We start from the raw sequence: 22,478 nt of genomic DNA on the forward strand, positions 1-22,478 counted from the left end.
TTTTCGACGGCCTTCCCGTCGCCGGAACACCCCCTCCGGGCCTCCCCTCGCACCCCGCGCTCCCCTCCCTCCGGGCTCTCCCCCCTCCCCTCCCGGCGGCTCCGCGCCCGGGTACGGTGGCCGTCAGTTGACACGCTGGGACAGGCCGGGGGCCTACTGATGATCGTGGTGGACGCGTCGGCACTGGTGCTCGCGCTGGCGGACGAGGGCGAGCGCGGGGAGGCCGCCCGGGCCGAACTCGCGGCGGGCGGCGAGTGGGTCGCCCCCGAACACCTGCTGATCGAGGTGATGCAGTCGCTGCGCGGGCTCTACCTGGCGAAGGAGCTCACCGCCGAACGGGTCGGCGAGCTCACGGCCCGGCTGCCCTCACTGGCGATCCGGAAGGTCGAACTGGCACCGCTGCTCGGCCGGATCTGGGAACTCAAGGACAACCTCACCCCGGACGACGCCGCCTATGTAGCGGTCGCCGAACAGTACGGGGCGCCGCTGGTGACGGCGGACCTGCGGCTGATGCGCGCCAGCGGACCGCGCTGCGAGATCCGGGGCATCCGGCGCTCGGCGGAGTGAGACCGGGCGAGGTGCGGGCGGGCGGGCGGGCCGGGGCGGACTCATGGGCGGGGGTGTCCGTTGGCGGGGGTGTCCGTTCGGGGCGGCAGCCGTTGAGCAGGGGGCACGCCCGTTCCGCAGCCCCGAAAGGCCCTCCGATGCCCGCTTCGTACGCCGCCGCGCTGCTCCCGCTCGCCCTGCTGGCGCCCGCCGCGCCCGCCGCAACGGCTTCGACCGCCGTCCCCGCCCTGCCGCTCCTGGTGATCGAGGCCGACTTCGATCCGGCCACGGCCTTCGTCCCGCCGGCCGCCATCAGCCACGCACCGGACCTGGTGCCCTACGGCTCCCACGTCCGGGTGGTGGTGGACCGCACGGTGGCCGGGCGGACGGTGCTGACGCTGACCACCGCCGGCCTCGCCCCGGACCATGACTTCCCGGCCCATCTGCACACCGGTACGTGCGGCGCCGACCCTGCCGCGTCCGGCCCGCACTACCAGGACGCCGTGGACCCGGTGCAGCCGTCCACCGACCCCGCGTACGCCAATGAGAGCAACGAGCTGCGGCTGACCCTGCACACCGACGACCGGGGCGACGCCGCTGCGACGACCTCTGTGGCCTGGCACCCCCGGCCGGGCGAGGCGCGCTCGCTGGTGCTGCACGCCGGCAGCCCGGCCGGCCCGCACGGCGCGGGCGACCGGGCCGCCTGTGTGAACCTGGAGTTCTGAGCTACGCCCCGAGAGTGGCGACCAGCACGGCCTTGATGGTGTGCAGGCGGTTCTCCGCCTGGTCGAACACGATGGAGTGCTCCGACTCGAACAACTCGTCGGTGCACTCCAGCTCGGACATCCCGGTCGCCTCGTGCATCTGCTGCCCGACCACCGTGCCGAGGTCGTGGAAGGCGGGCAGACAGTGCAGGAACCGCACGGCCGGGTTGCCGGTGGCCCGGACGGTGTCCATCGACACCTGGTACGGCTTGAGCAGGGCGATCCGCTCGGCCCAGACCTCCTTGGGCTCACCCATCGAGACCCAGACGTCGGTGTAGAGGAAGTCGGCACCGGCCACGCCCGCGTCCACGTCCTCGGTGAGGGTGATCCGGGCACCGGTGGACTCGGCGAGCGCGTTGGCCGCCTTCTGGACGTCCTCGGCCGGCCAGAGCGCACGGGGCGCGACGATCCGGATGTCCATGCCGAGCAGGGCGCCGGTCACGAGCAGCGAGTTGCCCATGTTGGAGCGGGCGTCGCCGAGGTAGGCGAGGGCAACCTCGGTGAGCGGCTTGGCGGTGTGCTCCTTGATCGTCAGCACGTCGGCGAGCATCTGGGTGGGGTGCCACTCGTCGGTGAGGCCGTTCCAGACCGGAACACCGGCGAACGCGGCCAGCTCCTCGACGATCTCCTGGCCGTGGCCCCGGTACTCGATGCCGTCGAACATCCGGCCGAGCACCCGAGCGGTGTCCTTGATCGACTCCTTGTGGCCGATCTGCGAGCCGGCCGGGTCCAGGTAGGTGGTGGTCGCGCCCTGGTCGTGGGCGGCGACCTCGAAGGCGCAGCGCGTCCGGGTGGAGGTCTTCTCGAAGATCAGCGCGATGTTCTTGCCGCGCAGCCGGGGCTGCTCGGTGCCCGCGTACTTCGCCGCCTTGAGCTGGGCGGCGAGGTCCACCAGGAAGCGGAACTCCTGGGGCGTGAAGTCGAGCTCCTTGAGGAAGTGCCTGTTCCGGAGGTTGAACGCCATGCCGGGCTCCTGGGGTGACGGGACGGAGATGAAGCGGAAATTGTATACGATACTCGGAATTTGTATGCAATAACTACGGTGGTACGGGCCCCACGGAACGACCGTAGGGCCCGTACACCTCTGCCGCTACAGCCGGGGGTCGACCGGCTCGGACTCCAGCGCGAGCACCGCGAAGACCGGCTCGTGCACCCGCCAGAGCGGCTCGCCGGCCGCCAGCCGGTCCAGCGCCTCCAGGCCGAGCGCGTACTCGCGCAGCGCCAGGGAGCGCTTGTGGCCGAGGAAGCGCTGCCGCAACTGGTCCAGGTACTCGGTGTAGTCCGGGCCGTAGATGATCCGCAGATACTCCCGACCGCGTACCTTCACCCCGGGCTGGACCAGCCCGCCCGGCCTGCCCTCGCCCGCCTTGCCGCGGACCAGGGACGCCAGCGGCTTGACCACCATGCCCTCGCCACCGGCCCCGGTCAGCTCCTCCCACCAGGCGATGCCCGCGGCGACGGACGCCTCGTCGGTGGTGTCCACCAGCAGCCGGCCGGTCCGGTGCAGGATCGGGGTGCGCGAGCCGTCGCCGCCGTCATCGCTGTCCGTGCCACCGGCGTGGTCGGCCTCGACCAGGCGGTCGACCCAGGCGAGGTGCTCGTCGTGCGGGCGCACCGCGAGGTTCGCCCCCTCGGCCGCCAGCACCTGGAACGGCGCCAGCCGGATGCCCGACAGGCCCTCGGTCGGCCAGCAGTACCGCCGGTAGGCCTCGACGAACGCCTGCGCGTCGGCGGCGCGCTGCCGCTGGCGAGCGGTCAGCCCTGCCACGTCCAGCCCACGGCCGGCCGCCTGCTCAAGCACGGAGAGCACCGGGGGCAGCGCCGCGCCCGCCGCCGCGCCGACCGCCGCGTACTGGCGGCGCAGCAGCTCGACGGCCTTGAGCGACCACGGCATCAGCTCGGCGTCCAGCAGCAGCCAGCCGGTGCCCAGCTCCTCGAACAGCCCGGAGCGCTCGGCCGCGGCCCGCACCCTGCCCAGCACGGCCGAGGTGAGCTCGTCGTCACTGAGGAACGCCCGGCCGGTCCTGGTCCAGATCGCGCCCGGCCCGGCGATGCCGAACCGCTTCTCCAGCGCCGTGTCGTCCCGGGCGACCAGCACCACCGCGCGGGAGCCCATGTGCTTCTCCTCGCAGATCACCTGCTGGACGCCGTCCTCGCGGTAGGCGAAGAAGGCCTCCTCCGGGTGTTCGAGGTAGCCGGGCCGGCGCGAGGTGGCGCTCGGTGCCATCGTCGGCGGGAGGTACGCCAGCAGCCGCGGGTCGATCGCGAACCGGCTCATCACCTCCAGCGCGGCGGCCGCGTTCTCCTCCCGGACGGCGACCCGGCCGTGCAGCGTCGTCTCGACGACCCGACGGCCCGCCACATCGGCGAGGTCCAGCGGACGGCCCTCGCGTGAGCCCGGCGCGTCCGTGAGCATCGGCCGGACCGGCTCGTACCACTCCCGCTCGGCCTCGACGCCGACCAGCTCGCGCTCCGGGTAGCGCAGCGCGGTCAGGCTGCCGCCGAAGACGCACCCGGTGTCCAGGCAGATGGTGTTGTTGAGGAAGCTCGCCATCGGCACCGGCGTGTGGCCGTAGACCACCAGCGCCCTGCCCCGGTACTCCTCCGCCCAGGGGTAGCGCACCGGCAGCCCGTACTCGTCGGTCTCGCCGGTGGTGTCCCCGTACAGCGCGTGCGAGCGCACCCGGCCGGAGGCGCGGCCGTGGTACTTCTCCGGCAGACCGGCGTGGCAGACCACCAGGGCGCCACCGTCCAGCAGGTAGTGGCTGATCAGACCGCGCATGAACGCCCGGACCTCGGCGCGGAACTCCTCCGACTCACCCGCCAGCTGGTCCAGCGACTCCTGGAGGCCGTGCGAGACGGTGACCTTCTTGCCGTCCATCGCCCGGCCGAGCTTGTTCTCGTGATTGCCCGGGACACAGATCGCGTGCCCGGCCGCCACCATGCCCATCACCAGGCGCAGCACACCCGGCGTGTCCGGGCCGCGGTCGACCAGGTCACCGACGAAGACCGCCGTCCGGCCCTGCGGGTGCACGGCGTCCACCGGGCGGTTCACGGCGTCCCGGGTGAGCGTGTAGCCGAGGCGGGTGAGCAGGGTCTCCAGCTCGGAGCGGCAGCCGTGGATGTCGCCCACGATGTCGAACGGGCCGGTGAGGTGGCGCAGGTCGTTGAAGCGCTTCTCCGGCACGATCTCGGCGGACTCCACCTCGGCCTCACCGCGCAGGATGTGCACCTTGCGGAAGCCCTCACGCTCCAGCCCGCGCAGCGAGCGGCGCAGTTCCCGGTTCTGCCGCGGGATCACGTGGGCCGGCAGCTGCCGGTCCGGCCGGGTCTTGTTGCGCTCGGCGCAGACACCCGGCGGGATGTCCAGCACGATCGCGATCGGCAGCACGTCGTGGTCACGGGCGATCCTGACCAGCTGTTTGCGCGCCTCCTGCTGGACGTTGGTGGCGTCCACCACGGTCAGCCGACCGGCGGCCAGGCGCTTGCCGACGATGTAGTGCAGCACGTCGAAGGCCTCGGAGGAGGCCGACTGGTCGTTCTCGTCGTCCGCCACCAGGCCCCGGCAGAAGTCTGAGGAGATCACCTGGGTCGGCAGGAAGTGCTTGCGGGCGAAGCTGGACTTGCCCGCGCCGCTGGTGCCGATCAGCACGACGAGGGAGACGTCCGTGACCGGCAGCCGACGGCCCCGGCCGGAGGCATCCGGCTCGGCGGGGGTGGCCGGCTCGGCGGGGTTCACGGCCCCGGCGGTGCCCGCCTGCCCGGCAGGGGCTGCCTCGTCCAGCGGCGACTCGGACAGTACGTCGTCGGTCATCGGGTCTCGCCCCCTTCGGGCGTCGTGCGGGCAACAGCGTCGGTGTCAGTGTCGGTGCCGATGCCGGTACCAGTACTGGTACCGGCAGGGGTAGTACCGGCGATGGCGGTACCGACGACGGTAGCCGCGACCGGGGTACCGATCCGGAAGAGGGCGAGCTGAGTCGGCGCGCCCACCTCCGGGTCTTCCGGGCCGACCGGGCGGACCACGACCGTGTAGCCGTACGTCGCCGCGACCCGCTCGGCCCAGGCGCGAAACTGTGCGCGGTCCCACTCGAAGCGGTGGTCGGCGTGCCGGACGTGACCGGCCGGCAGGCTCTCCCAGCGGACGTTGTACTCGGCGTTCGGCGTGGTGACGACGACCGCCGCCGGGCGGGCCGCGCCGAGCACCGCGTACTCCAGGGCCGGCAGTCGGGGCAGGTCCAGGTGCTCGATGACCTCGCAGAGCACGGCCGCGTCGAAGCCCTTCAGCCGCGCGTCGGTGTACGTCAGCGCGCCCTGGACCAGCGTGACCCGGGCCGCCTGGCGCTCCGACATCCGCTCCAGCCTCAGCTTGCGCGCGGCCGCGGACAGCGCCCGCGCGGAGACGTCCACGCCGAGGACCTCGGTGATCCGGGGGTCCTTCAGCAACGCGCCGATCAACTCGCCCTGCCCGCAGCCGAGATCGGCCACCCGGGCCGCCCCGACCTCACTCAGCGCGGCCAGGATCGCCACCCGGCGCCGCTCGGCGAGGGAGATCTGCTTCTCCTCCTGCTCGCCCGGCCGCACCGGGGCGTCGGCCGCAGCGGCCCCGGCGTCCGGCGTGCTCCCGGTCCGGTCGGTGTCGTCGACCGCGTTGTCGATCTCCTCGACCTCGCGGTCGTCGGCCTCCGCCAGCCGGGCCAGCTCCAGCCGCTCCATCGCCGTCCGGGTGAGCGACCAGCGCCGGGACAGATAGCGACGGGCGATCAGAGCCCGCTCGGGGTGGTCGGCGAGCCAGCCCTCCCCGGCCGCGAGCAACTTGTCGACCTCGTCCGGGGCGACCCAGTAGTGCTTGGCCCCGTCGAGCACCGGCAGCAGGACATAGAGCTGCTGGAGCGCGTCCGCCAGGCGCAGCGCGTCGGAGGTCAGCTCGATCCGGACGTAGCGCGACTCGCCCCACTCGGGGAAGGCCGCGTCCAGCGGGATCGCCGCCGCCTCGACCTGCCAGCCCAGCGGCTCGAAGAGCCTGGCCACCATCGCCACGCCACCGCCCTCGCCGACGCCGTTGGCGGGCACCGCGGGCAGGGAGATGCGCAGCGGCCGGGCCTGGTCGGCCAGCCCGGGGCGGCCCTCGCAGACGCCCTTCATCGCCGTCCGGAACACCGTCCGCAGGGCCACCGCCAGCAGTGAGGACGCGGCGTAGGGGCGGTCGTTGACGTACTGGGCGAGCGCGAAGTCCGGGGAGCCGCCGCGGCCCTTGCCCCGGCCCCGGCGGACCAGCGCGATCGGGTCGACCTCCAGTAGCAGAGCGGCCGTGCAGAGCTCGTCGCTCGCCTCTGGGTAGAAGACATGGGCCTCGCCGTGCGAAGTCCCGAACCGCTGGACCTTGCCCGGGTGCTTGTGGAGAAGAAAGCCGAGGTCGGTGGCAGGGCTCTCGGCGGTGCCTGTGGTGGAGATCGACATGAACACCTGCACGAGTATTGCCCAGCACCACCCCTCTGAGCACCGGGTTTATCCGAGGTCCGGAGCCGGCGCGGGCGGCCGCGCGGCTCCCCCGGCGGACGGCGGGCCGCCGCGTCCGCACGGTGAGCGTGTTCGGCACCGACGGCCCGCATTCGTTAACGTGCACGATGTGACTGCTGAATCCACCTCCCGCGCAAGCGGCGCCGTCGCCGCCGGTCTGGCCACCATCGCCGCCGACGGCACCGTCCTCGACACCTGGTACCCCACCCCCGCGCTGGCCGCCGAGCCCGGCCCGGCCGGCACCGTCCGTCTGACCGCCGAGCAGGCCGAGGCCGAGCTGGGCGCCGGCGCCGCCGAGGCGCTCCGCACCGACGTACGCCGCGGCGTCGAGGTGGTCGCCGTGCGCACCACGATCGCCTCGCTGGACGAGAAGCCGATCGACGCGCACGACGCCTACCTGCGCCTGCACCTGCTGAGCCACCGTCTGGTGAAGCCGCACGGCCAGAACCTGGACGGCCTGTTCGGTCTGCTGGCCAACGTGGCGTGGACCAGCATCGGCCCGGTGCAGGTGGACAAGGTCGAGCAGGCCCGTCTGGCGGTGCGCGCCCAGGGCGGCCAGCTCGCCGTCTACGGCATCGACAAGTTCCCGCGGATGACCGACTACGTCGCCCCCTCGGGTGTGCGCATCGCCCACGCGGACCGCGTCCGGCTCGGCGCCCACCTGGCCACCGGCACCACCGTGATGCACGAGGGCTTCGTCAACTTCAACGCCGGCACGCTGGGCACCTCGATGGTCGAGGGCCGGATCAGCGCGGGCGTCGTGGTCGGCGACCACAGCGACATCGGCGGCGGCGCCTCGATCATGGGCACCCTGTCGGGCGGCGGCAAGCAGATCGTCTCGGTCGGCGAGCGCTGCCTGCTCGGTGCCAACGCGGGCATCGGCATCTCGCTGGGCAGCGACTGCGTCGTGGAGGCCGGCCTGTACGTGACCGCCGGCACCCGGGTGACCACCCCGGACGGCAAGGTGGCCAAGGCGGTCGAGCTGTCCGGCCAGGACAACCTGCTGTTCCGCCGCAACTCCCAGACGGGCGCGGTCGAGGTGATCGCCCGCTCCGGCTCCTGGGGCGGCCTGAACGCCGAGCTGCACGCTCACAACTGACCGCCTCTCGTGTTGCCGCATCAGCGCTGCGGCAACACGACTGTGCGGGGTGGCCCCGGTGCCGGGTGACGGCGCCGGGGCCGCTGCGCTTGCCGTCCGCCCGCCCTGTCGTCCAGCCGCCCTGTCGTCCGCGCGGCCCGACCGGACCGCCGCCGGCCGCATCACCGTGCACGGCCGACCGAAACGGCGGCCCTCCGCTCCGAACCCTGGTCCGAGGCGGCCGCCTCGCCCGACGCCCGACAGCCCGGCGGAGCGGCCCTGCCTTCCGCGGCCCCACCCTGCTCAGCCCCGCCCTCCGCAGTGCCACCGACCGGAGGACCGAGCCGGAGGACCAGTGACGGCGATGCCCGCCCGGTCGCCGAAGCCCAGGGCGGCGGTGGACCGGCCGCGCCGTCCGCCACCCCGCCGGGACCGGATGCGGTATCGGCGCCCTCCTCCCCCGCCGCCGCGCCGACGGTCTGCCTCAGCCGACCGACCACGTCCTTGCACTCCGCCCCGGCGTCGACCCCGTCGATGCAGGTCCAGTACAGGCTCTCGGTGTCGGCGCCGCAGGCCAGCACCACCAGCGCCTCGCCGACGTCCTGCAGCAGGCCGCCGAGTTCACCCAGGGCCGGGGCGAGCTCACCGAGATCGGTGAGCCGCCCGGCCCGTCCGCTGCCACCCCAGCCCGGCGGGGCGCACCGGTCGGACCAGGTCTGGTCCAGGCAGCCGGCCGCGTGGGCGCCGGCCTCGGACAGTTGCCGGCCGAGCCCGGCCAACTCGCCGTCGTCCAGCTCGGACAGCCGAGCGCCCACCGCCTCGGTGAGCAGCGCGGCCTGCCGCGCCTCGGCCAGCACCTCCGGTACCTCCCTGGCCTCGGCCAGCGCGTGCCTGGCCGTCCTGATGAGTCGCAGCGCCTCCATCGGCCCGCCACCCCCTTCTCGCTCGTTTCGCCGTCGACCGCGACCGCCGGTATGGCGGTCACGTGGTCACGGCGAAAGCGTGCGTCGGGGCGCGGCCGGATGCGGCCACCTCGTCAAAGCCTGTGGAAAAGCCCGGGGGTGTGGATAACTTCCATCCCCCACAAGGGTTAATCGCCTACGTTCGAGTCGACGCCGAACCCCGATCCGCCCCCTGTCCCACTCCCCGATCCCAACCCCAACCCCGACCCAGGCCCAGGAACCGGGAAGCGCAGTTCGTTCCGTTCGATCTTGGCCGCGAGGGCCGCCAGCGGATCCACTCCCAGTACCGAACAGAACTGCACCAGATACGCGAGGACATCGGCCACCTCGTCGCGCACCCGATGGGCGCTGTCCGGATCGGACATCACCGACGCGGCCTGTTCCGGTGTGAGCCACTGGAAGATCTCCAGCAGCTCGCCGGCCTCCACGGTCAGCGCGGCGGCCAGATTCTTGGGCGTGTGGAAGGGCTCCCAGCCACGCGCGGCGGCGAACTCCACCAACCGCTGCCGCAGGCTCTCCAGCGTGGGGACCGCGGCCTCGCCGGACGCCGCTCCGGGCTCCACCGGGCCGGCCCCGGACTCCGTCACTCGTTCACTCACCCGTCCAGGTCTACCGCATCCACCACCGTCTCCGGCACCGCCCCCGGCTCCGTCCCCACGGTCACCCCGGGCTCCCCTACCGGCCCGCACCCGCGCACCGCCTGGGCCGGTACCCGCGCCGTCTCCGTCCGCAGCACGGTGTGGCCGGAGCCCGGGTCCCGTCGGCACTCGACCAGCGTGGCCCCCGGCGGCAGCCCGCCCGACCCGCCGAACGCCTCCCGGGCGGCAGCCGGTTCCTGGAGCGCCGCCAGCACGCGCAGCTGGTTGCGCCCGGACATCTCACGGGCGAGCCGCAGCAGCGAGGCGGCCTGCTCGGTGCTGAGCCCGGCGCCGAGGTCGTCGGCGAGCACGGTGAGCTGCCGGTGCGCCCAGGGGACCTCGGCGGCCGCATCCAGGTCGAGCACGCCGGCCCCGGTGAGCAGCACGGCGGCGAACGCGAGGTGGCGCAGCATGCCGTCGGAGGCCTGGTCGACGCCGGTGCGGCCGAGGACGCCCTCGTCGAAGACGGCCAGGACCCGCTGGTCGGCGCCGGTACCCCGGTGCGCGAGGTCGAGCCCGAGCAGCGGGTGCGGCGCGGCGGACTGGACGACGCGCAGCAGTTGGCCGTACCGGCGGCCGCATTCGTTGCTGAGCCGGGCGATCACGGCGGAGATGTTGGCGGCGGTGCTGAGCAGCCTGGCCTGCGGGTTCGGGCGGGCCCAGCCGCGCATCAGGGCGGGTACGGGGTGGACGGGGAAGACCTCGCGCAGGGCGGTGAGCAGCTGTTCGGCGGCGGCCAGCACCTTGCGCTCGCCGGGGGAGGATCCGGCCACCCGCAGGGGGATCTGCGAAGTGATCATGGTGTTTCCGGGGAAGGGCGCCCGGATGTCGCCCTGGCGGGTGTCGTTGTGCCAGCTGACGTTGACCCGCTGGTTGCGGACGTCCTGTTCGCCGGTCTCGACCAGGGTCCGGCCGTCGAGGGTGAGCCGTTCACGGGCGATCCGGACGGGCCCGTCGGTGCGGATCACGAGCTCCAGGCGGATCGGCCCGTCACCGGAACGGACGGTGCAGCCGAGGATGATCGCGTTCCGGCCGTGCGGGACGCAGCCCTCCAGGCCGCCGCGCACGGGGGCGGCCAGTGGTCCGGTCCGGCCCGGCAGGCCGTTGAGGGAGTCGGCGATCTCCTCGCCGAGGGCGAGCCGGGAGAGGACGGCGAGCCCGTCGAGGGCGTTCGACTTGCCGACGCCGGCGGGGCCGTGCAGCACGGTCAGGGGCGCGAGCGGCAGTGTCGCGCGCCGGTAGGACTTGAAGGAGGCGAGCCGGATCTCCTCGACGATGGGGCGCTGGACGGGCGGTCGACCGGGCCCCGGAGCGCTCGGACGGGGGTGGGCCGGCACGGCGGGCCGGGTGGCTTCGCGGTTCACCCGTCGGACGTTAGCCGCAGGTCGGACGGGAGAAACGTGCCTGCTCGGCAGATTCATCCCAACGAGGTCCCGGGGACAAAGCGCTCGTCGCCCCGACAGCCACCACCCGCCGTACCGTCAGCGCCGATAGACCGCCACCGTCACCGAGGCGGTCACCTCGACCGGGTCGGCCAGCGCGGCGAGCCGGTCCTCCAGCACCTCCCGGTCGGTGTGCCAGGCGCTCGGGCCCATCCCGACGACGGTGCGGACGTCGGCCGCCGACAACCGCATCGTGAACTCGACCTCCCGCTGCCCGGCCGGGTCGAGGTAGGGGCCGAGCTTCTCCTCGATCCGGCGCTGTTTCTCCTCGTCGACCGAGAGCAGGCCCAGGGCGGCGACGAGTTCGCGCAGGTGGCGGGAGGTCGGCGAGACCAGCAGCAGCGTGCCGCCGGGGCGCAGCACACGGCGGATCTCCGGACCGTTGCGCGGCGCGAAGACGTTCAGCACGAGCCCGGCGGAGCCGTCCCGCAGCGGCAGCGGGCGCCAGGCGTCACAGACGACGGCCCCGATCCGGGGGTGGGCCCTGGCGGCCCGGCGCAGCGCGTACTTGGAGATGTCCAGGGCCGCGCCGGGGCTGCCGGGAAGGGCGTCGAGGACATGGGCGAGATAGTGGCCGGTACCGGCGCCGAGGTCCGCGACGAGACCCTCCGGGGCGGCCGCCGCGGCGGCCTCGGCGAGGGCGTCGGCGATCGGCCGGTAGTGGCCGGCGGCGAGGAAGTCGCTGCGGGCGGCGACCATCCCGGCGGTGTCGCCGGTGCCGGTGTGGGCGTCACCGGCGAGCAGGCTGACGTAGCCCTGCCTGGCGATGTCGAAGCTGTGCCCCGACGGGCAGCGCAGGTTGCGCCCGTCCGGGGTGAGCGCCTGCGCGCAGTGCGGGCAGGCCAGGTAGGGCTCGATGTCCTGCAGCAACGTCCGTCTTCTCCCGCCATCCGGTTCGCCGTCCGACCGGAAGGGCAAGCCTAACGACTGCTGGTGGGCCACCACGCACCGCGCGGTCCGGGCACCCGGGGGCCGCTGGCGCCGCCCCGGCCCGCCACCCGCAGCGCCAGCGCGGCCAGCGCCTCGGGCGCGCCGGCCTGCCCGCGGACGCCGGGAAAGGCGTTGACATCGACGATCACGGGTTCGGCGGGCCCGTCGAGCAGATCGACGCCGTACACGTCGAGGCCGAACACCTCGCCGACCCGCCGCGCGAGGTCCACCCGCTCGGCCGGCAGGTCCCCCGGCCCGAACGGGCTGCCGTGGGCGGCTCCCGCGGCGGCCCCGGCGGGTGCCGGCTCGACAAGCACCGGCTCGACAAGCGCGGGCTCGGCGAGCTCGGACCGGCGCCGGGCGCAGAACACCTGCCCGGCGATCACCCACAGCTTCTGGTCCCAGCCGGAGTTGGCGAGGTACGGCTGGGTCACCACGGGCTCGTCGGGCCAGCGCTCGGCGAGGGCACGCAGCCCGGCGGCGTCGTCGACCCGGGCGACGAGGTCGTGGCGGCGGCTGTAGCGGCTCTTGACGACCAGCGGGAAGCCGGGTTCGGCCAGGTCGGCGAGGCGGGCCGTGGTACGGGTGGCGGCGAACGGCAGACCGGCCGAGCGGGCCAGCTCGGCCATGCCGGTGCGGTCCTGGCAGAACCGGGTCGCGGCGGCCGAGTTGATGACCGGGGCGCCCCGCTCCTCCAGGTGGCGGGCGAACGCGAGGGCCCGGGGCGTACGGGCCTTGAGCAGGTAGACGTCGGCGAGCGGGCCGGGGCCGAGCCGGTCGGCGGGCGGACCGTCGCCCGCGTTGGGGTCGAGGCTCTCCACCAGGTGGCGGGGCCTCAGCAGCCCTGCGGTGGCGGCGAGCAGCGGGTGACCGGGGTCGGGGGTGAGCAGGCAGATCCTCATATCGAGCCGCCGAGGCGGGCCCCGTCGTACCCGGCTCCCCCGAAATCGGCGCCGAACGCGGAACCGCCCACCTGAGCGGGCACCCCGAGGGCGGCCCCTTGCGCGGGCAGCCGTACGACCCCCGGCGCCGGGGCGGGAACGGACTCCAGGGCGGGCGCCGGGGCGGAGACGGCCGTCCCGGTGCGGGCCAGTCGCAGCACCGCCCGGGCGACCCGGGCGACCGCGTCGGGCACCTGACGGAAACTCGGGAAGTCGTTGATGTCGACGACCACCGGACCGTCCGGGCCGAGCAGCACGTCGACCCCGTAGAGATCGAGACCGAACACCTCCCCGACCTGGGCGGCGATCCGCGCGACATCGCCGCTGAGCGGCACCTGCCGTTCGCGTACGCCCTGGCCGGGGTGGAGCGGCGAGCAGCGCTCGGTCGCGTACAGCTCGCCGTCGACACAGTACACCTTGAGATCGGTACCGGAGTTGGGCACGTACGGCTGGGCGATCAGCAGGCTCTCGCCGTCCAGTTCGGGACCGAGTTCGGCGAGGTGCTCCGGGGTCGGGACGAGCCGCACGGCCCGCCCCGAACTGCCGTCGGCGGGCTTCACCACGAGCGGGTACTCGGAGGCGGGGATCTCCGCGAGCCGTTCCCAGCGGGCGGCCGCGTAGGTGACCGGGACGGGCAGACCCCGGGTACGGGCGATCACCGCGGCGAGCGCCTTGTCCCGGACGCCGCGGATGGAGCGGACGTCGTTGATCGTGGTGAGGCCGACGGCGGCGGCCGCCTCCAGCAGGGTCAGGCCGGGACCGCCGGAGACGGTCTTGAGCACCCAGGCGTCATGGCTGCCCGCCCGGACCGCCTCGGAGATCGCCATCAGCGCGTTGCCGGGGCGCAGCAGGTCCACCCGGTGGCCCCACGCGGTGAGTTGGCGCGCCACGTCGAGCGGCATGCCGTCGTGCCGGTAGTGCTCCTCCACCAGAAAGCAGAGCCTCATGAGCCTGTCATCCCCCTCGCCTTGCCCAGCAGGACGTCCGCCGTCCCGTCCGGCAGAGCTGTAAAGGCCCCAGAATGCCACGCCGCCCACACACAAGATCGCCCGGCCTGTAAGCATTGGGCAACAATCGATCCGAAATGCCCCTGTCGGAACGGCCCCTGACGAACCGCCGGACCGCCTCACCGCCGCCGGTCCCGCCCGCATCCCGACGGCGCCCAATGCGGTGGCAGGAGCGGCGGCCGACTGCTTGGATGCACGGCGTGACTACTGCTGCTCCTGACTCCGTCCACCCCGACCACCCCGGCCACCGGACCCTCCTCGACGAGATCGAGCGGTACTACGACGCCGTACCGCGCAGCGCCGCCCGGGTCGAGGACTTCGGTCCGCTCAGCCTGTTCGTCCGCGAGGGCGAGGGCTGGCCGTACTACGCCCGGCCGGCGCGGGGCCGCAGCGGCCCCGCGGCCACCGCCGAGGACGTCCGCCTGGTCCTGGCCCGCCAGCGCGAGCTGGGTCTGCCGGAGGCCTTCGAGTGGGTGGCCGAGCACGATCCGCTGCTGCGCGCGGCGGTGGAGGAGGCCGGGCTGGTGGTGCACGAGCACCCGCTGCTGGTGCTGGGCCCCGAGGACGCGGCGGCCGGGCCGGCCGGGCCGCCGGACGGGGTGTCGGTCCGGGTGCTGGCCGCCGGCGACCCCGGCCTGGCGAGCGCGGTGACCGTCCCGCACCTGGCCTTCGCCGAGCCGGGCACCGGCGTGGGCGGCGCGGGTACGGACGAGCTGGCGGCGGCGGCCGAACGCTCGGTGGCCGACGGCTCCGTCGCGCGGATCGCGGAGCGGATCGCCGCCGGGCGCACCGTGCTCGCCGCGGCCGTCCAGAACGGCTCGGCGCTCTGCGCGGGCCAGCACAACCCGGTCGGCCCGGTCACCGAAGTGGCCGGCGTCGGCACCCTGCCGTCGGCGCGCCGCCGCGGCCTCGGTCTGGCGGTCACGGCGGCGCTGGTCGCCCACGCACGGGCGAACGGCGTGCGGACGGTGTTCCTGTCCGCCGCCGACGAGGACGTCGCCCGGATCTACCGCCGGGCCGGCTTCCGCCCGTTCGCGACGGCCCTGATCGCCGAGCCCGCCGGGACCGGCCCGGCCGGCGCGTAGACCGTACGGCGCACCCCGCACAGGGTGCGCCGTGGGGGGAGGTCGTCAGTCCGAGTCCTCGTCGTCCTCGCCGCTGACGCCCTCCCCCTCGGCCTCGTCCACCACCCAGGCCGCCAGCCGTTCCGCGACCCCGGCCACGCCGAGCCGCCCCTCACGGATGGCCCGGGCGAGGCTGCGCACCTCGCGGGCGGTGGTCGCGACCGTGCAGCCGCTGGCCACCAGGTAGGCGTAGGCGACGGCGGTGGCGTACAGCTCGTTGGTCTTCTCCAGGGCCGGCACCCGGATCAGCTGGTGCATCAGGGCGGCGGCGCGGTCCTGCGGTTCGGGGTAGACGGCGATGTCGAAGATCTCGGCCTGATGGCGGGAGACCGCGGCGAGCAGCGACCCGTAGTCGGTGACCTGCGGGTCACCGGGTGTGTACTGCTCGGCGGTCATGAGCAGCCACGAGAGGTCGACCTCCAGGTTCAACGGCGCACGTCCTGCAGGTCGGCGCCGCCCCGCTCGCCGAACTCGGCCAGGAAGGCCGTCTCGTACTCCTTCATGAACTGCGCCGCGGCGTCGACGAACGCCCGCCCGGCCTCGCCCATGTCCTGCTGGACCAGGCGCTCGATGTACTGGTTCATGCTGATCCCCTGCTGCTCCGCCCGCTCCCGGGCCATCTCCGCGGTGGTGGCGTCCACCCGGACGTTCAGCTGCTTCTTACCCATGAATCTCAAGCTAGCGCCGATGTGCTAGCACAACAAGGGCGCATGCAAAGCCGTCGCACGCCCTCCCCGTTGTCGGGCGGCGCGAAGGAGTTCCGTTCGCGGGCCGGGGGAAGCGCCCACCGGACTCTTCGCTCCGGCAGGAAGTCGACCGGTCCGGCGTCCTGCGCCACGGGTCCCGGATCCGGCTCACCGACCCGGTGGGCCGGGGTCAGTTCGACCAGAAGGGGTCGTCGTCCCTGGGGAGGATGTCGGGATTGCCGTTGGACATGGTCGGCTCGGGGGTGGGGGTGCCGAAGGAGTCGTGGCCGTCGGCCACCGGGACGGGGCCGACCGACGCCCCGATGTCGATGTTGCCGGCGGGGTGGATGGTGATTCCCACGCCGGAGCCGTCCGGGGTGGTGGCGGACACGGCAAGCCGGTCCGGGGCGGCCGAGTTGACCGTGTAGCCCCTGGCCTGCAAGCCGCGCCGGACCATGTCCAGCAGGACGCCGTACTTGGCCGGCGAGACCTTGGTCATGATGTGGCGCCGGCGGGAGGCGGTCGCGTAGCCGAGGGAATGCTCGTCGAGCCCCCTGGAGTACTGCTCGGTCGAGCGGGGCCACTCGTCCCGGTACCGCAGCTTCGGCCGGACCTCGGACAGCGACTCGTCGAGCAGGGCGCTCAGCTGCTGGACGGCCTGCTCGGGAGGGATGAGCCGCTTCGGGGCCTTGCCCGTGGCGCCGGACGAGCAGGCGGTCAGAGCGAGCGCCAGTGCGGCGGCCGCGATGCCCAGCCGGCGTGTACTCCGCAACGACCCGTTCATCGCCGCCCCCTCGCTGTCATGTTGCACCTGCCCGCCACGATCCGGCACGCAGGCAGGTGGCCACTCGCTTCACGCCGAGGCACGGCACGGCGAAACTAGCAGATCAGCCATGCCGCGGGCCGCGCCCGGTGCCGCGAGGGCGGAGCCCGGGCGACCGGGACGAGAATGGCGGTGCCGGTGACGGCCGGACCACCGGCCAGGACATCCGGGGGTGAACACCGCCGGGCGCACCGGAGCGGTACCGATCGGAGCGAGACTTGAAGAGTTCTTCACCTTCGTAGACTCTGAATTGCCCTGAGCATTCCCTGGAGCGGCACCGACCGGTGTGGAGGCCGGCAATGACAGCCATGTTCGACCAGGAGCTGCGCGAGCAGCTCGACCAGGCCCGCAAGGAACTCGCGGCCGCCCGGGCCGACGGGGACGCCGACGGCGTCCAGGCGTACGAGGGCCGGATCGCCGGACTGCTCCGGCTCGCCGCCCAGCACGGGATCACCCTGCCGCCCAGCGCCGACGAAGGGGAGCCGGACCAGCGCTGAACGGCACGCCCGCCCGGGCGCTCACACCCGCGGACACACGGAGGCGGCACCCGGGAAACCCCGGATGCCGCCTCCGTCACAACTGGGCCGCCGCTACTGCGCGAGCTCCCCCACCGGCTCCAGGATCGCCACGCACTCGAAGTGGTGGGTCATCGGGAACAGGTCGAAGGCCCGCAGCGAGACCGGCCGGTAGCCGCCCTCGCGGAAGTACGCCAGGTCCCGGGCGAGCGCGGCCGGGTCACAGGCCACGTACGCGATCCGGCGGGCCGCCAGGCCGGCCAGGTGCGCGACGGTCTCCCGCCCGGCGCCCGCCCGCGGCGGGTCCAGGACGATCAGGTCGGTGGCGGTGATGCCGGTGCGCGGCAGCAGCGTCTCCACCCGGTCGCACTCGATCCGGACGTTGTCCAGCGCGGCCAGGTTGTGCCGGGCGTCCTCCACCGCCTGCTTGGCGGACTCGATGCCGAGCACCGCGCCGTCCTCGCCGACCCGGTCGGCCAGCGCGCCCGCGAACAGGCCCACACCGCAGTACAGGTCGAGCGCGTTCTCGCCCCACTGCGGGTCCAGGCCGTCCAGGACCGCGTCCACCAGGGTGTCCGGTGCCTCGGGGTGGATCTGCCAGAAGCCGCCGTTGCTGACCCGCCAGGTCCGCCCGGCCGCCCGCTCGCGCACGAAGGCGCGGCCGTGCACCCGGTGGACGTTGCCCTGCTCGTCGATCCGGCTGATCGACACCGGCTTGTCCAGCTCCACCAGCGGCAGCTGCGCGCCCGGCGCCGGGGTCAGCACCACCTGGCGGTCCGAGGAGCCGGAGGCGGCGATCACCTCGACCGAGGCGACGCCCGGCCAGTCACGGGCCTCGATCCCCAGCTCGCTGACGCCCTCGGCGGCGATCAGGCAGTGGTCCACCGGCTGGATGTCGTGCGAACGGTGCTTGCGCAGGCCGACCTTCCCGGTCCCCGCGTCCACCGTGTACTGCACCCGGGTGCGCCAGGCCGGCACCTGCCCGGCCGGGAGCTTGCCGCCGACCGGCTCGACACTGCCGTCCCAGCCGGCCTCGGCCGGGGTGAGCCCGGCCAGCTTGGCCAGCTGCTCGGTGAGCACCTGCACCTTGAGCTTGCGCTGCCCGCCGGGGGTGACGTGCTGCCAGTCGCAGCCGCCGCACTTGCCCGGCCCGGCGAACGGGCACGGCGGGGCGATCCGGTCCTTGGCCGGCTCCAGGATCTCCACCGCGTCGGCCCGCAGGAAGCGGGACTTGGTGGTGCCCTCGGTGACCAGCGCGATCACCCGCTCACCGGGCAGCGTGTGCCGGACGAACAGCACCCGGCCCTCGTGCCGGGCCACGCAGTGCCCGCCGCCGTGCGCGACCGGGCCGACCTCGACCTCGTACCGCTCGCCGACCAGCGGGTCGCCGCCGGGTCCCTTGGGGGCGGCCTCGGCGCGCGGCGGGCGCGGGGTGCGCAGCGCCTTGGGCGGGCGGACGGTCTGCTTGCGCGGACGGTCGCCCGTGGGCTTTGCCGACTTCGCCGACTTCGCCGGCTTCGGCTGCTTGGCCGCGCCCTCGGCGGCTTCCGCCGGGCGCTCGGGGGCGCGCTCGCCCGGGGCGAGCGGGGCGGTCTGCGCGGTGAAGCCCTCGCGGTCGGTGGCAGCCGGACGCACCGGCTTGCCCCAGCGCGGACGGGCGACCTGGCCGGGCTTGGCACCGCCCTTGCGGGCGCCCTTGCCCGAGGAGCCGTTGGAGCGGGACGGGGTGTTGCGGGTCACTGGGAGGAGTCCTTGCTGCTGTCAGCGGTGGCGTCGGGCGTTGCGGAGACCTTCGACTTTACGGCCTTCGGTGCGCGTGGCTCACCACGCCGGACGGCACCGGGCGCCGACCACGCCTTCTGCGGCCTGCGCCGTTCGGAGGACTCCAACTGCCAGGGTACGGAGGTCACCATCACACCGGGCTTGAAGAGCAGGCGTCCCTTGAGCCGCAGCGCGCTCTGGTTGTGCAGCAGGTGCTCGTACCAGTGGCCGACCACGTACTCGGGGATGTAGACCGACACCACCTCGCGCGGGCTGCTGCGGCGCAGGTTCTTGACGTAGTCCAGCACCGGCCCGGTGATCTCACGGAACGGCGAGTCCAGCACCTTGAGCGGCACCTCGATGCCGCGCTCGTCCCACTCCTTGCGCAGCGCCGCGGTGTCCGCCGGGTCGACGTTCACGGTCACGGCCTCCAGCGTGTGGGCGCGGGCCAGCCGCGCGTACGCCAGGGCGCGCAGCGCCGGCTTGTGCAGCTTGGAGACCAGCACGATGGCGTGCACCCGGGTGGGCAGCACCACGTCGTCCGGCTCCTCCGCGGCGACCAGTTCCTCGGAGACCCGGTCGTAGTGCCGGCGGATGGCCTTCATCATCACGAACAGCACGATCATCGCGGCGATCGCGATCCAGGCGTGGCTGATCTTGGTGGCGAGGACGACGATCAGCACCGCCATGGTCATCACCAGGCCGAAGGTGTTGATCGCCCGGCTGCGCTGCATGTGGCGGCGGCGGGCCGGGTCGGTCTCGCCGCGCAGCTCCCGCGTCCAGTGCCGGATCATGCCGGACTGGCTCATGTTGAAGGAGACGAAGACGCCGACGATGTAGAGCTGGATCAGCCGGGTCGGGTCGGCGTCGAACGCGATGATGAACAGGATCGCGGCCAGCGCCAGCAGGATGATGCCGTTGGAGAACGCCAGGCGGTCGCCGCGGGTGTGCAGCTGGCGCGGCAGGTAGCGGTCCTGGGCCAGGATCGAGCCGAGCACCGGGAACCCGTTGAAGGCGGTGTTGGCGGCCAGCACCAGGATCAGGCCGGTGACGGCGGCGACGAAGAAGAACCCGGGCGTGAAGTTCGAGAAGACGGCCTCGCTGATCTGGGCGAGCGCGGTCTTCTGGTGGTAGTCGGCCGGGGCGCCGCCGAGCTGCTCGACGGGGTTCTCGGCCATCTGGACGCCGGTGAGCCGGGCCAGCCAGATGATGCCCATGAACATCACGACGGCGATGGTGGCCATCATCAGCAGGGTGGTCGCCGCGTTCTTGCTCTTCGGCTTGCGGAAGGCCGGCACACCGTTGGAGATCGCCTCCACACCGGTCAGCGCGGCACAGCCCGAGGAGAACGCCTTGAGCAGCAGGAACACCATCGCGAAGCCGGCCAGCGAATCATTGCCCGGGGTGGCCGCCAGATGGAAACCGGAGCTCTCGGCCGGCATCTCCTGCCCGAAGGCGAAATGCCGGATCACCCCGTAGACGACCATGCCGAGCACACCGGCCATGAAGGCGTAGGTCGGAACGGAGAAGGCGGTGCCGGACTCACGGACCCCGCGCAGGTTCATCCCCATCAGCAGGATGACCACGACGACGGACAGGGTCAGCTCGTGCCCGCGCAGCGCGGGCACCGCGGAGACCACGTTGGCCACACCCGAGGTGGTCGAGACCGCCACGGTCAGGATGTAGTCCACCATCAGCGCGCTGGCGACCACCAGACCGGAGTTCGGCCCGTGGTTGACGGTGGCGACCTCGTAGTCACCGCCGCCGCTGGGATAGGCGTGGACGTTCTGCCGGTACGAGGCCACCACCGCGAGCATCACGATGGCGACGACAACGCCGATCTGCCAGGAGAAATGGATGGCCGAGGCGCCCGCCAGGGAGAGCGTCAACAGGATCTCCTCGGGCGCGTACGCGACCGAGGAGAGCGCGTCCGAGGCGAAAACGGGCAGCGCGATGCGCTTGGGGAGCAGCGTTTCCCCGAGCTTGTCGCTGCGCAACGCACGCCCGATCAGGATGCGTTTCGGAAGGTCAGTCGGCATAGGCACGTTAAGGAATCGTAGGGGCTGTTCGGAGCGTGGTCTGACTTATCTCCCCCCCTTCGTCGCGACCGCGTTCGACGGACCGGCTAGCGTGTCGGATACGAGCAGGCGGGCAACACTTGGATTGTCGCGCCGAGCACCCCTGAGGACGCTCGCCCCGCACGGCGGGGCGGGGAAGGATGACGAACGGTGTTTGCGCAGGTCAAGAACCCAACGGGACGGGTGAGGTAGCGCCGGTGCACATCGTCATCATGGGCTGCGGCCGCGTGGGCTCCGCCCTCGCCAGGGCGCTGGAGAAACAGGGCCACTCGGTGGCCGTCGTCAACCAGGACCCGACGGCGTTCCGCCGGCTGGGCGCCGGGTTCAACGGGCGCCGGGTGACGGGCGTCGGCTTCGACCAGGACACCCTGCGCGAGGCGGGCATCGAGGAGGCCGGCGCGTTCGCCGCCGTCTCCAGCGGAGACAACTCCAACATCATCGCGGCCCGGGTCGCCCGGGAGAACTTCGGCGTGGAGAACGTCGCGGCCCGGATCTACGACCCCCGGCGCGCCGAGGTCTACCAGCGTCTGGGCATCCCGACCGTCGCCACCGTCCGCTGGACGGCCGACCAGATGCTGCGCCGGCTGCTGCCGAGCGGCGCCGAGCCGCTCTGGCAGGACCCGAGCGGCACCGTGCAGCTCGCCGAGGTGGCGTACAACCCGGTCTGGGTCGGCCACCGGCTGAGCGCGCTCGAGGAGGCCTCCGACACCCGGGTGGCGTTCGTCACCCGGCTCGGCGAGGGTGTGCTGCCCACGCCCCAGATGGTGGTGCAGGAAGGCGACCTGGTGCACGTGATGCTGCGCCGGGCCGACCTGACGGCGGTCGAGGCCGCGTTCGCGCAGGGGCCGAAGGAGGAGGGTCACTGATGCGGGTCGCCATTGCCGGAGCCGGGGCCGTCGGCCGCTCGATCGCGGGCGAGCTGCTGGAGAACGGCCACGAGGTCCTGCTGATCGACAAGAACCCCAACTCCATCTCGGTGGAGCGGGTCCCCATGGCGGAGTGGCTGCTGGCCGACGCCTGTGAGATCACCTCGCTGGACGAGGCGGCGCTGCATCGCTGCCACGTGGTGATCGCCGCGACCGGTGACGACAAGGTCAACCTGGTCGTCTCGCTGCTGGCGAAGACCGAGTACGGCGTGCCGCGGGTGGTCGCCCGGGTGAACAACCCGAAGAACGAGTGGCTCTTCAACGAGTCCTGGGGCGTGGACGTGGCCGTCTCCACCCCGCGTCTGATGTCCGCCCTGGTCGAGGAGGCGGTCAGCGTCGGCGACCTGGTCCGGCTGATGCGCTTCAGCCAGGGCAACGCCAACCTGGTCGAGCTGACCCTGGCCTCGGACACCGAACTGGTCGGCACCCGGGTCGGCGACGTGCCGTGGCCGCCCGACACCGCGCTGGTGACCATCATCCGCGAGGGCCGGGTGCTGACGCCGGGCAAGGACGACACCCTGGAGGGCGGCGACGAGCTGCTCTTCGTCGCCGCGCAGGAACGCGAGGAGGAGCTGGAGGACCTGCTGTCCGCCTCCTCCGGCGCCCAGTAGCGCCACCGCCACGCGAGAGGGCCCGCACTCGGTGCTTGGGTTCTAACGGTCCTCGCAACACCCGCGATCTGTGGGAGTTGCGAGGGCCGTGGCTGTTGGACGCGATGATCTTTCGGGTTTGAGGGAGCG

At 73.2% G+C, this 22,478-nt stretch carries 21 protein-coding genes; 7 read left to right on the forward strand and 14 right to left on the reverse strand.

The genetic code is table 11. The annotated features are described in order from the left end of the window. Positions 1–159: 159 nt before the first annotated feature. Together AB0P06_RS14440 and AB0P06_RS14445 are read left to right on the forward strand one after the other, a co-directional pair. A complete protein-coding gene (locus AB0P06_RS14440; RefSeq protein WP_363607573.1) occupies positions 160–567 on the forward strand; it encodes a type II toxin-antitoxin system VapC family toxin in 408 nt (135 codons plus the stop codon). A gap of 137 nt (positions 568–704) precedes the next feature. Next, positions 705–1,271, forward strand: a complete 567-nt coding sequence (locus AB0P06_RS14445; protein WP_363607574.1) for a superoxide dismutase family protein — start codon at positions 705–707, stop codon at positions 1,269–1,271. A gap of 1 nt (position 1,272) precedes the next feature. Here the strand turns inward: AB0P06_RS14445 and argF are convergent, their stop codons facing one another. The 3 genes from argF to AB0P06_RS14460 form a co-directional block, all read right to left on the reverse strand. Continuing rightward, complete coding sequence (argF, locus tag AB0P06_RS14450; protein ID WP_363607575.1) at positions 1,273–2,274, reverse strand: ornithine carbamoyltransferase; 1,002 nt, start codon at positions 2,272–2,274, stop codon at positions 1,273–1,275. 126 nt (positions 2,275–2,400) lie between these two features. After that, on the reverse strand, positions 2,401–5,124 hold the full coding sequence (locus tag AB0P06_RS14455) for a polynucleotide kinase-phosphatase (RefSeq protein WP_363607576.1): 2,724 nt from the start codon (positions 5,122–5,124) through the stop codon (positions 2,401–2,403). Further along, complete coding sequence (locus AB0P06_RS14460; protein WP_363607577.1) at positions 5,121–6,773, reverse strand: 3' terminal RNA ribose 2'-O-methyltransferase Hen1; 1,653 nt, start codon at positions 6,771–6,773, stop codon at positions 5,121–5,123. The genes AB0P06_RS14455 and AB0P06_RS14460 overlap by 4 nt, the downstream gene beginning before the upstream one ends. 154 nt (positions 6,774–6,927) lie before the next feature. Here AB0P06_RS14460 and dapD point away from each other — a divergent pair, with 154 nt between their 5' ends. Beyond that, positions 6,928–7,926: a 2,3,4,5-tetrahydropyridine-2,6-dicarboxylate N-succinyltransferase gene (gene dapD / locus AB0P06_RS14465; protein ID WP_363607578.1), complete on the forward strand. Its 999-nt coding sequence runs from the start codon at positions 6,928–6,930 to the stop codon at positions 7,924–7,926. Between the two features lie 161 nt (positions 7,927–8,087). Here the strand turns inward: dapD and AB0P06_RS14470 are convergent, their stop codons facing one another. From AB0P06_RS14470 to AB0P06_RS14495, 6 genes are all read right to left on the reverse strand, one after another. After that, positions 8,088–8,828: a DUF6099 family protein gene (locus AB0P06_RS14470; RefSeq protein WP_363607579.1), complete on the reverse strand. Its 741-nt coding sequence runs from the start codon at positions 8,826–8,828 to the stop codon at positions 8,088–8,090. 167 nt (positions 8,829–8,995) lie between these two features. After that, the gene (locus AB0P06_RS14475; RefSeq protein ID WP_363607596.1) at positions 8,996–9,388 is read right to left on the reverse strand and encodes a nucleotide pyrophosphohydrolase; all 393 of its coding nucleotides are present in this window, start codon (positions 9,386–9,388) and stop codon (positions 8,996–8,998) included. Positions 9,389–9,462: 74 nt separating this feature from the next. Beyond that, positions 9,463–10,869 carry an ATP-binding protein gene (locus tag AB0P06_RS14480; RefSeq protein ID WP_363607580.1) on the reverse strand — a complete coding sequence of 469 codons (1,407 nt, stop codon included), beginning with the start codon at positions 10,867–10,869 and terminating at the stop codon, positions 9,463–9,465. 117 nt (positions 10,870–10,986) lie between these two features. Beyond that, positions 10,987–11,817, reverse strand: coding sequence for a putative RNA methyltransferase (locus AB0P06_RS14485; RefSeq protein ID WP_363607581.1), 831 nt, complete (start codon positions 11,815–11,817; stop codon positions 10,987–10,989). Positions 11,818–11,867: 50 nt separating this feature from the next. Then, the gene (locus AB0P06_RS14490) at positions 11,868–12,779 is read right to left on the reverse strand and encodes an alpha-L-glutamate ligase (RefSeq protein ID WP_363607582.1); all 912 of its coding nucleotides are present in this window, start codon (positions 12,777–12,779) and stop codon (positions 11,868–11,870) included. Beyond that, the gene (locus AB0P06_RS14495; RefSeq protein WP_363607583.1) at positions 12,776–13,765 is read right to left on the reverse strand and encodes an ATP-grasp domain-containing protein; all 990 of its coding nucleotides are present in this window, start codon (positions 13,763–13,765) and stop codon (positions 12,776–12,778) included. The genes AB0P06_RS14490 and AB0P06_RS14495 overlap by 4 nt, the downstream gene beginning before the upstream one ends. A gap of 260 nt (positions 13,766–14,025) precedes the next feature. Between AB0P06_RS14495 and AB0P06_RS14500 the strand changes: the two genes are divergently transcribed. After that, complete coding sequence (locus AB0P06_RS14500; protein ID WP_363607584.1) at positions 14,026–14,910, forward strand: GNAT family N-acetyltransferase; 885 nt, start codon at positions 14,026–14,028, stop codon at positions 14,908–14,910. A gap of 45 nt (positions 14,911–14,955) precedes the next feature. Here the strand turns inward: AB0P06_RS14500 and AB0P06_RS14505 are convergent, their stop codons facing one another. The 3 genes from AB0P06_RS14505 to AB0P06_RS14515 all read right to left on the reverse strand — a co-directional run bounded on the left by AB0P06_RS14505 (position 14,956) and on the right by AB0P06_RS14515 (position 16,407). Next, positions 14,956–15,378, reverse strand: a complete 423-nt coding sequence (locus AB0P06_RS14505) for a fic family toxin-antitoxin system, toxin component (RefSeq protein WP_363607585.1) — start codon at positions 15,376–15,378, stop codon at positions 14,956–14,958. Continuing rightward, the gene (locus AB0P06_RS14510) at positions 15,375–15,617 is read right to left on the reverse strand and encodes a toxin-antitoxin system HicB family antitoxin (RefSeq protein WP_363607586.1); all 243 of its coding nucleotides are present in this window, start codon (positions 15,615–15,617) and stop codon (positions 15,375–15,377) included. The genes AB0P06_RS14505 and AB0P06_RS14510 overlap by 4 nt, the downstream gene beginning before the upstream one ends. 208 nt (positions 15,618–15,825) lie before the next feature. Then, a complete protein-coding gene (locus tag AB0P06_RS14515; protein ID WP_363607587.1) occupies positions 15,826–16,407 on the reverse strand; it encodes a hypothetical protein in 582 nt (193 codons plus the stop codon). Between the two features lie 350 nt (positions 16,408–16,757). Here AB0P06_RS14515 and AB0P06_RS14520 point away from each other — a divergent pair, with 350 nt between their 5' ends. Further along, complete coding sequence (locus AB0P06_RS14520; protein WP_363607588.1) at positions 16,758–16,955, forward strand: hypothetical protein; 198 nt, start codon at positions 16,758–16,760, stop codon at positions 16,953–16,955. A gap of 93 nt (positions 16,956–17,048) precedes the next feature. Here AB0P06_RS14520 and AB0P06_RS14525 read toward each other — a convergent pair whose 3' ends face one another. Both AB0P06_RS14525 and AB0P06_RS14530 read right to left on the reverse strand, forming a co-directional pair. Then, on the reverse strand, positions 17,049–18,353 hold the full coding sequence (locus AB0P06_RS14525) for a class I SAM-dependent RNA methyltransferase (protein WP_363607597.1): 1,305 nt from the start codon (positions 18,351–18,353) through the stop codon (positions 17,049–17,051). 356 nt (positions 18,354–18,709) lie between these two features. Then, positions 18,710–20,779 (reverse strand): APC family permease, encoded by a 2,070-nt coding sequence (locus AB0P06_RS14530; RefSeq protein ID WP_363607589.1) that lies wholly within the window; start codon positions 20,777–20,779, stop codon positions 18,710–18,712. Between the two features lie 230 nt (positions 20,780–21,009). Here AB0P06_RS14530 and AB0P06_RS14535 point away from each other — a divergent pair, with 230 nt between their 5' ends. Both AB0P06_RS14535 and AB0P06_RS14540 read left to right on the forward strand, forming a co-directional pair. Next, positions 21,010–21,678: a TrkA family potassium uptake protein gene (locus tag AB0P06_RS14535; RefSeq protein WP_363607590.1), complete on the forward strand. Its 669-nt coding sequence runs from the start codon at positions 21,010–21,012 to the stop codon at positions 21,676–21,678. After that, positions 21,678–22,349, forward strand: a complete 672-nt coding sequence (locus tag AB0P06_RS14540; protein ID WP_363607591.1) for a TrkA family potassium uptake protein — start codon at positions 21,678–21,680, stop codon at positions 22,347–22,349. Before AB0P06_RS14535 ends, AB0P06_RS14540 begins: the two co-directional genes overlap by 1 nt. The last annotated feature ends 129 nt before the right edge of the window (positions 22,350–22,478 follow it).

The sequence above is a fragment of the Kitasatospora sp. NPDC088351 genome, assembly GCF_040685575.1.
Lineage (GTDB): Bacteria > Actinomycetota > Actinomycetes > Streptomycetales > Streptomycetaceae > Kitasatospora.

What these genes read in the sequence shown, in the direction of transcription:
- AB0P06_RS14440 (WP_363607573.1), top strand. Translation starts at nt 160, where the DNA reads ATGATCGTGGTGGACGCGTCGGCACTGGTGCTCGCGCTGGCGGACGAG.
- AB0P06_RS14445 (WP_363607574.1), top strand. Translation starts at nt 705, where the DNA reads ATGCCCGCTTCGTACGCCGCCGCGCTGCTCCCGCTCGCCCTGCTGGCG.
- argF (WP_363607575.1), bottom strand. Translation starts at nt 2,274, where the DNA reads ATGGCGTTCAACCTCCGGAACAGGCACTTCCTCAAGGAGCTCGACTTC.
- AB0P06_RS14455 (WP_363607576.1), bottom strand. Translation starts at nt 5,124, where the DNA reads ATGACCGACGACGTACTGTCCGAGTCGCCGCTGGACGAGGCAGCCCCT.
- AB0P06_RS14470 (WP_363607579.1), bottom strand. Translation starts at nt 8,828, where the DNA reads ATGGAGGCGCTGCGACTCATCAGGACGGCCAGGCACGCGCTGGCCGAG.
- AB0P06_RS14490 (WP_363607582.1), bottom strand. Translation starts at nt 12,779, where the DNA reads ATGAGGATCTGCCTGCTCACCCCCGACCCCGGTCACCCGCTGCTCGCC.
- AB0P06_RS14495 (WP_363607583.1), bottom strand. Translation starts at nt 13,765, where the DNA reads ATGAGGCTCTGCTTTCTGGTGGAGGAGCACTACCGGCACGACGGCATG.
- AB0P06_RS14510 (WP_363607586.1), bottom strand. Translation starts at nt 15,617, where the DNA reads ATGGGTAAGAAGCAGCTGAACGTCCGGGTGGACGCCACCACCGCGGAG.
- AB0P06_RS14520 (WP_363607588.1), top strand. Translation starts at nt 16,758, where the DNA reads ATGACAGCCATGTTCGACCAGGAGCTGCGCGAGCAGCTCGACCAGGCC.
- AB0P06_RS14540 (WP_363607591.1), top strand. Translation starts at nt 21,678, where the DNA reads ATGCGGGTCGCCATTGCCGGAGCCGGGGCCGTCGGCCGCTCGATCGCG.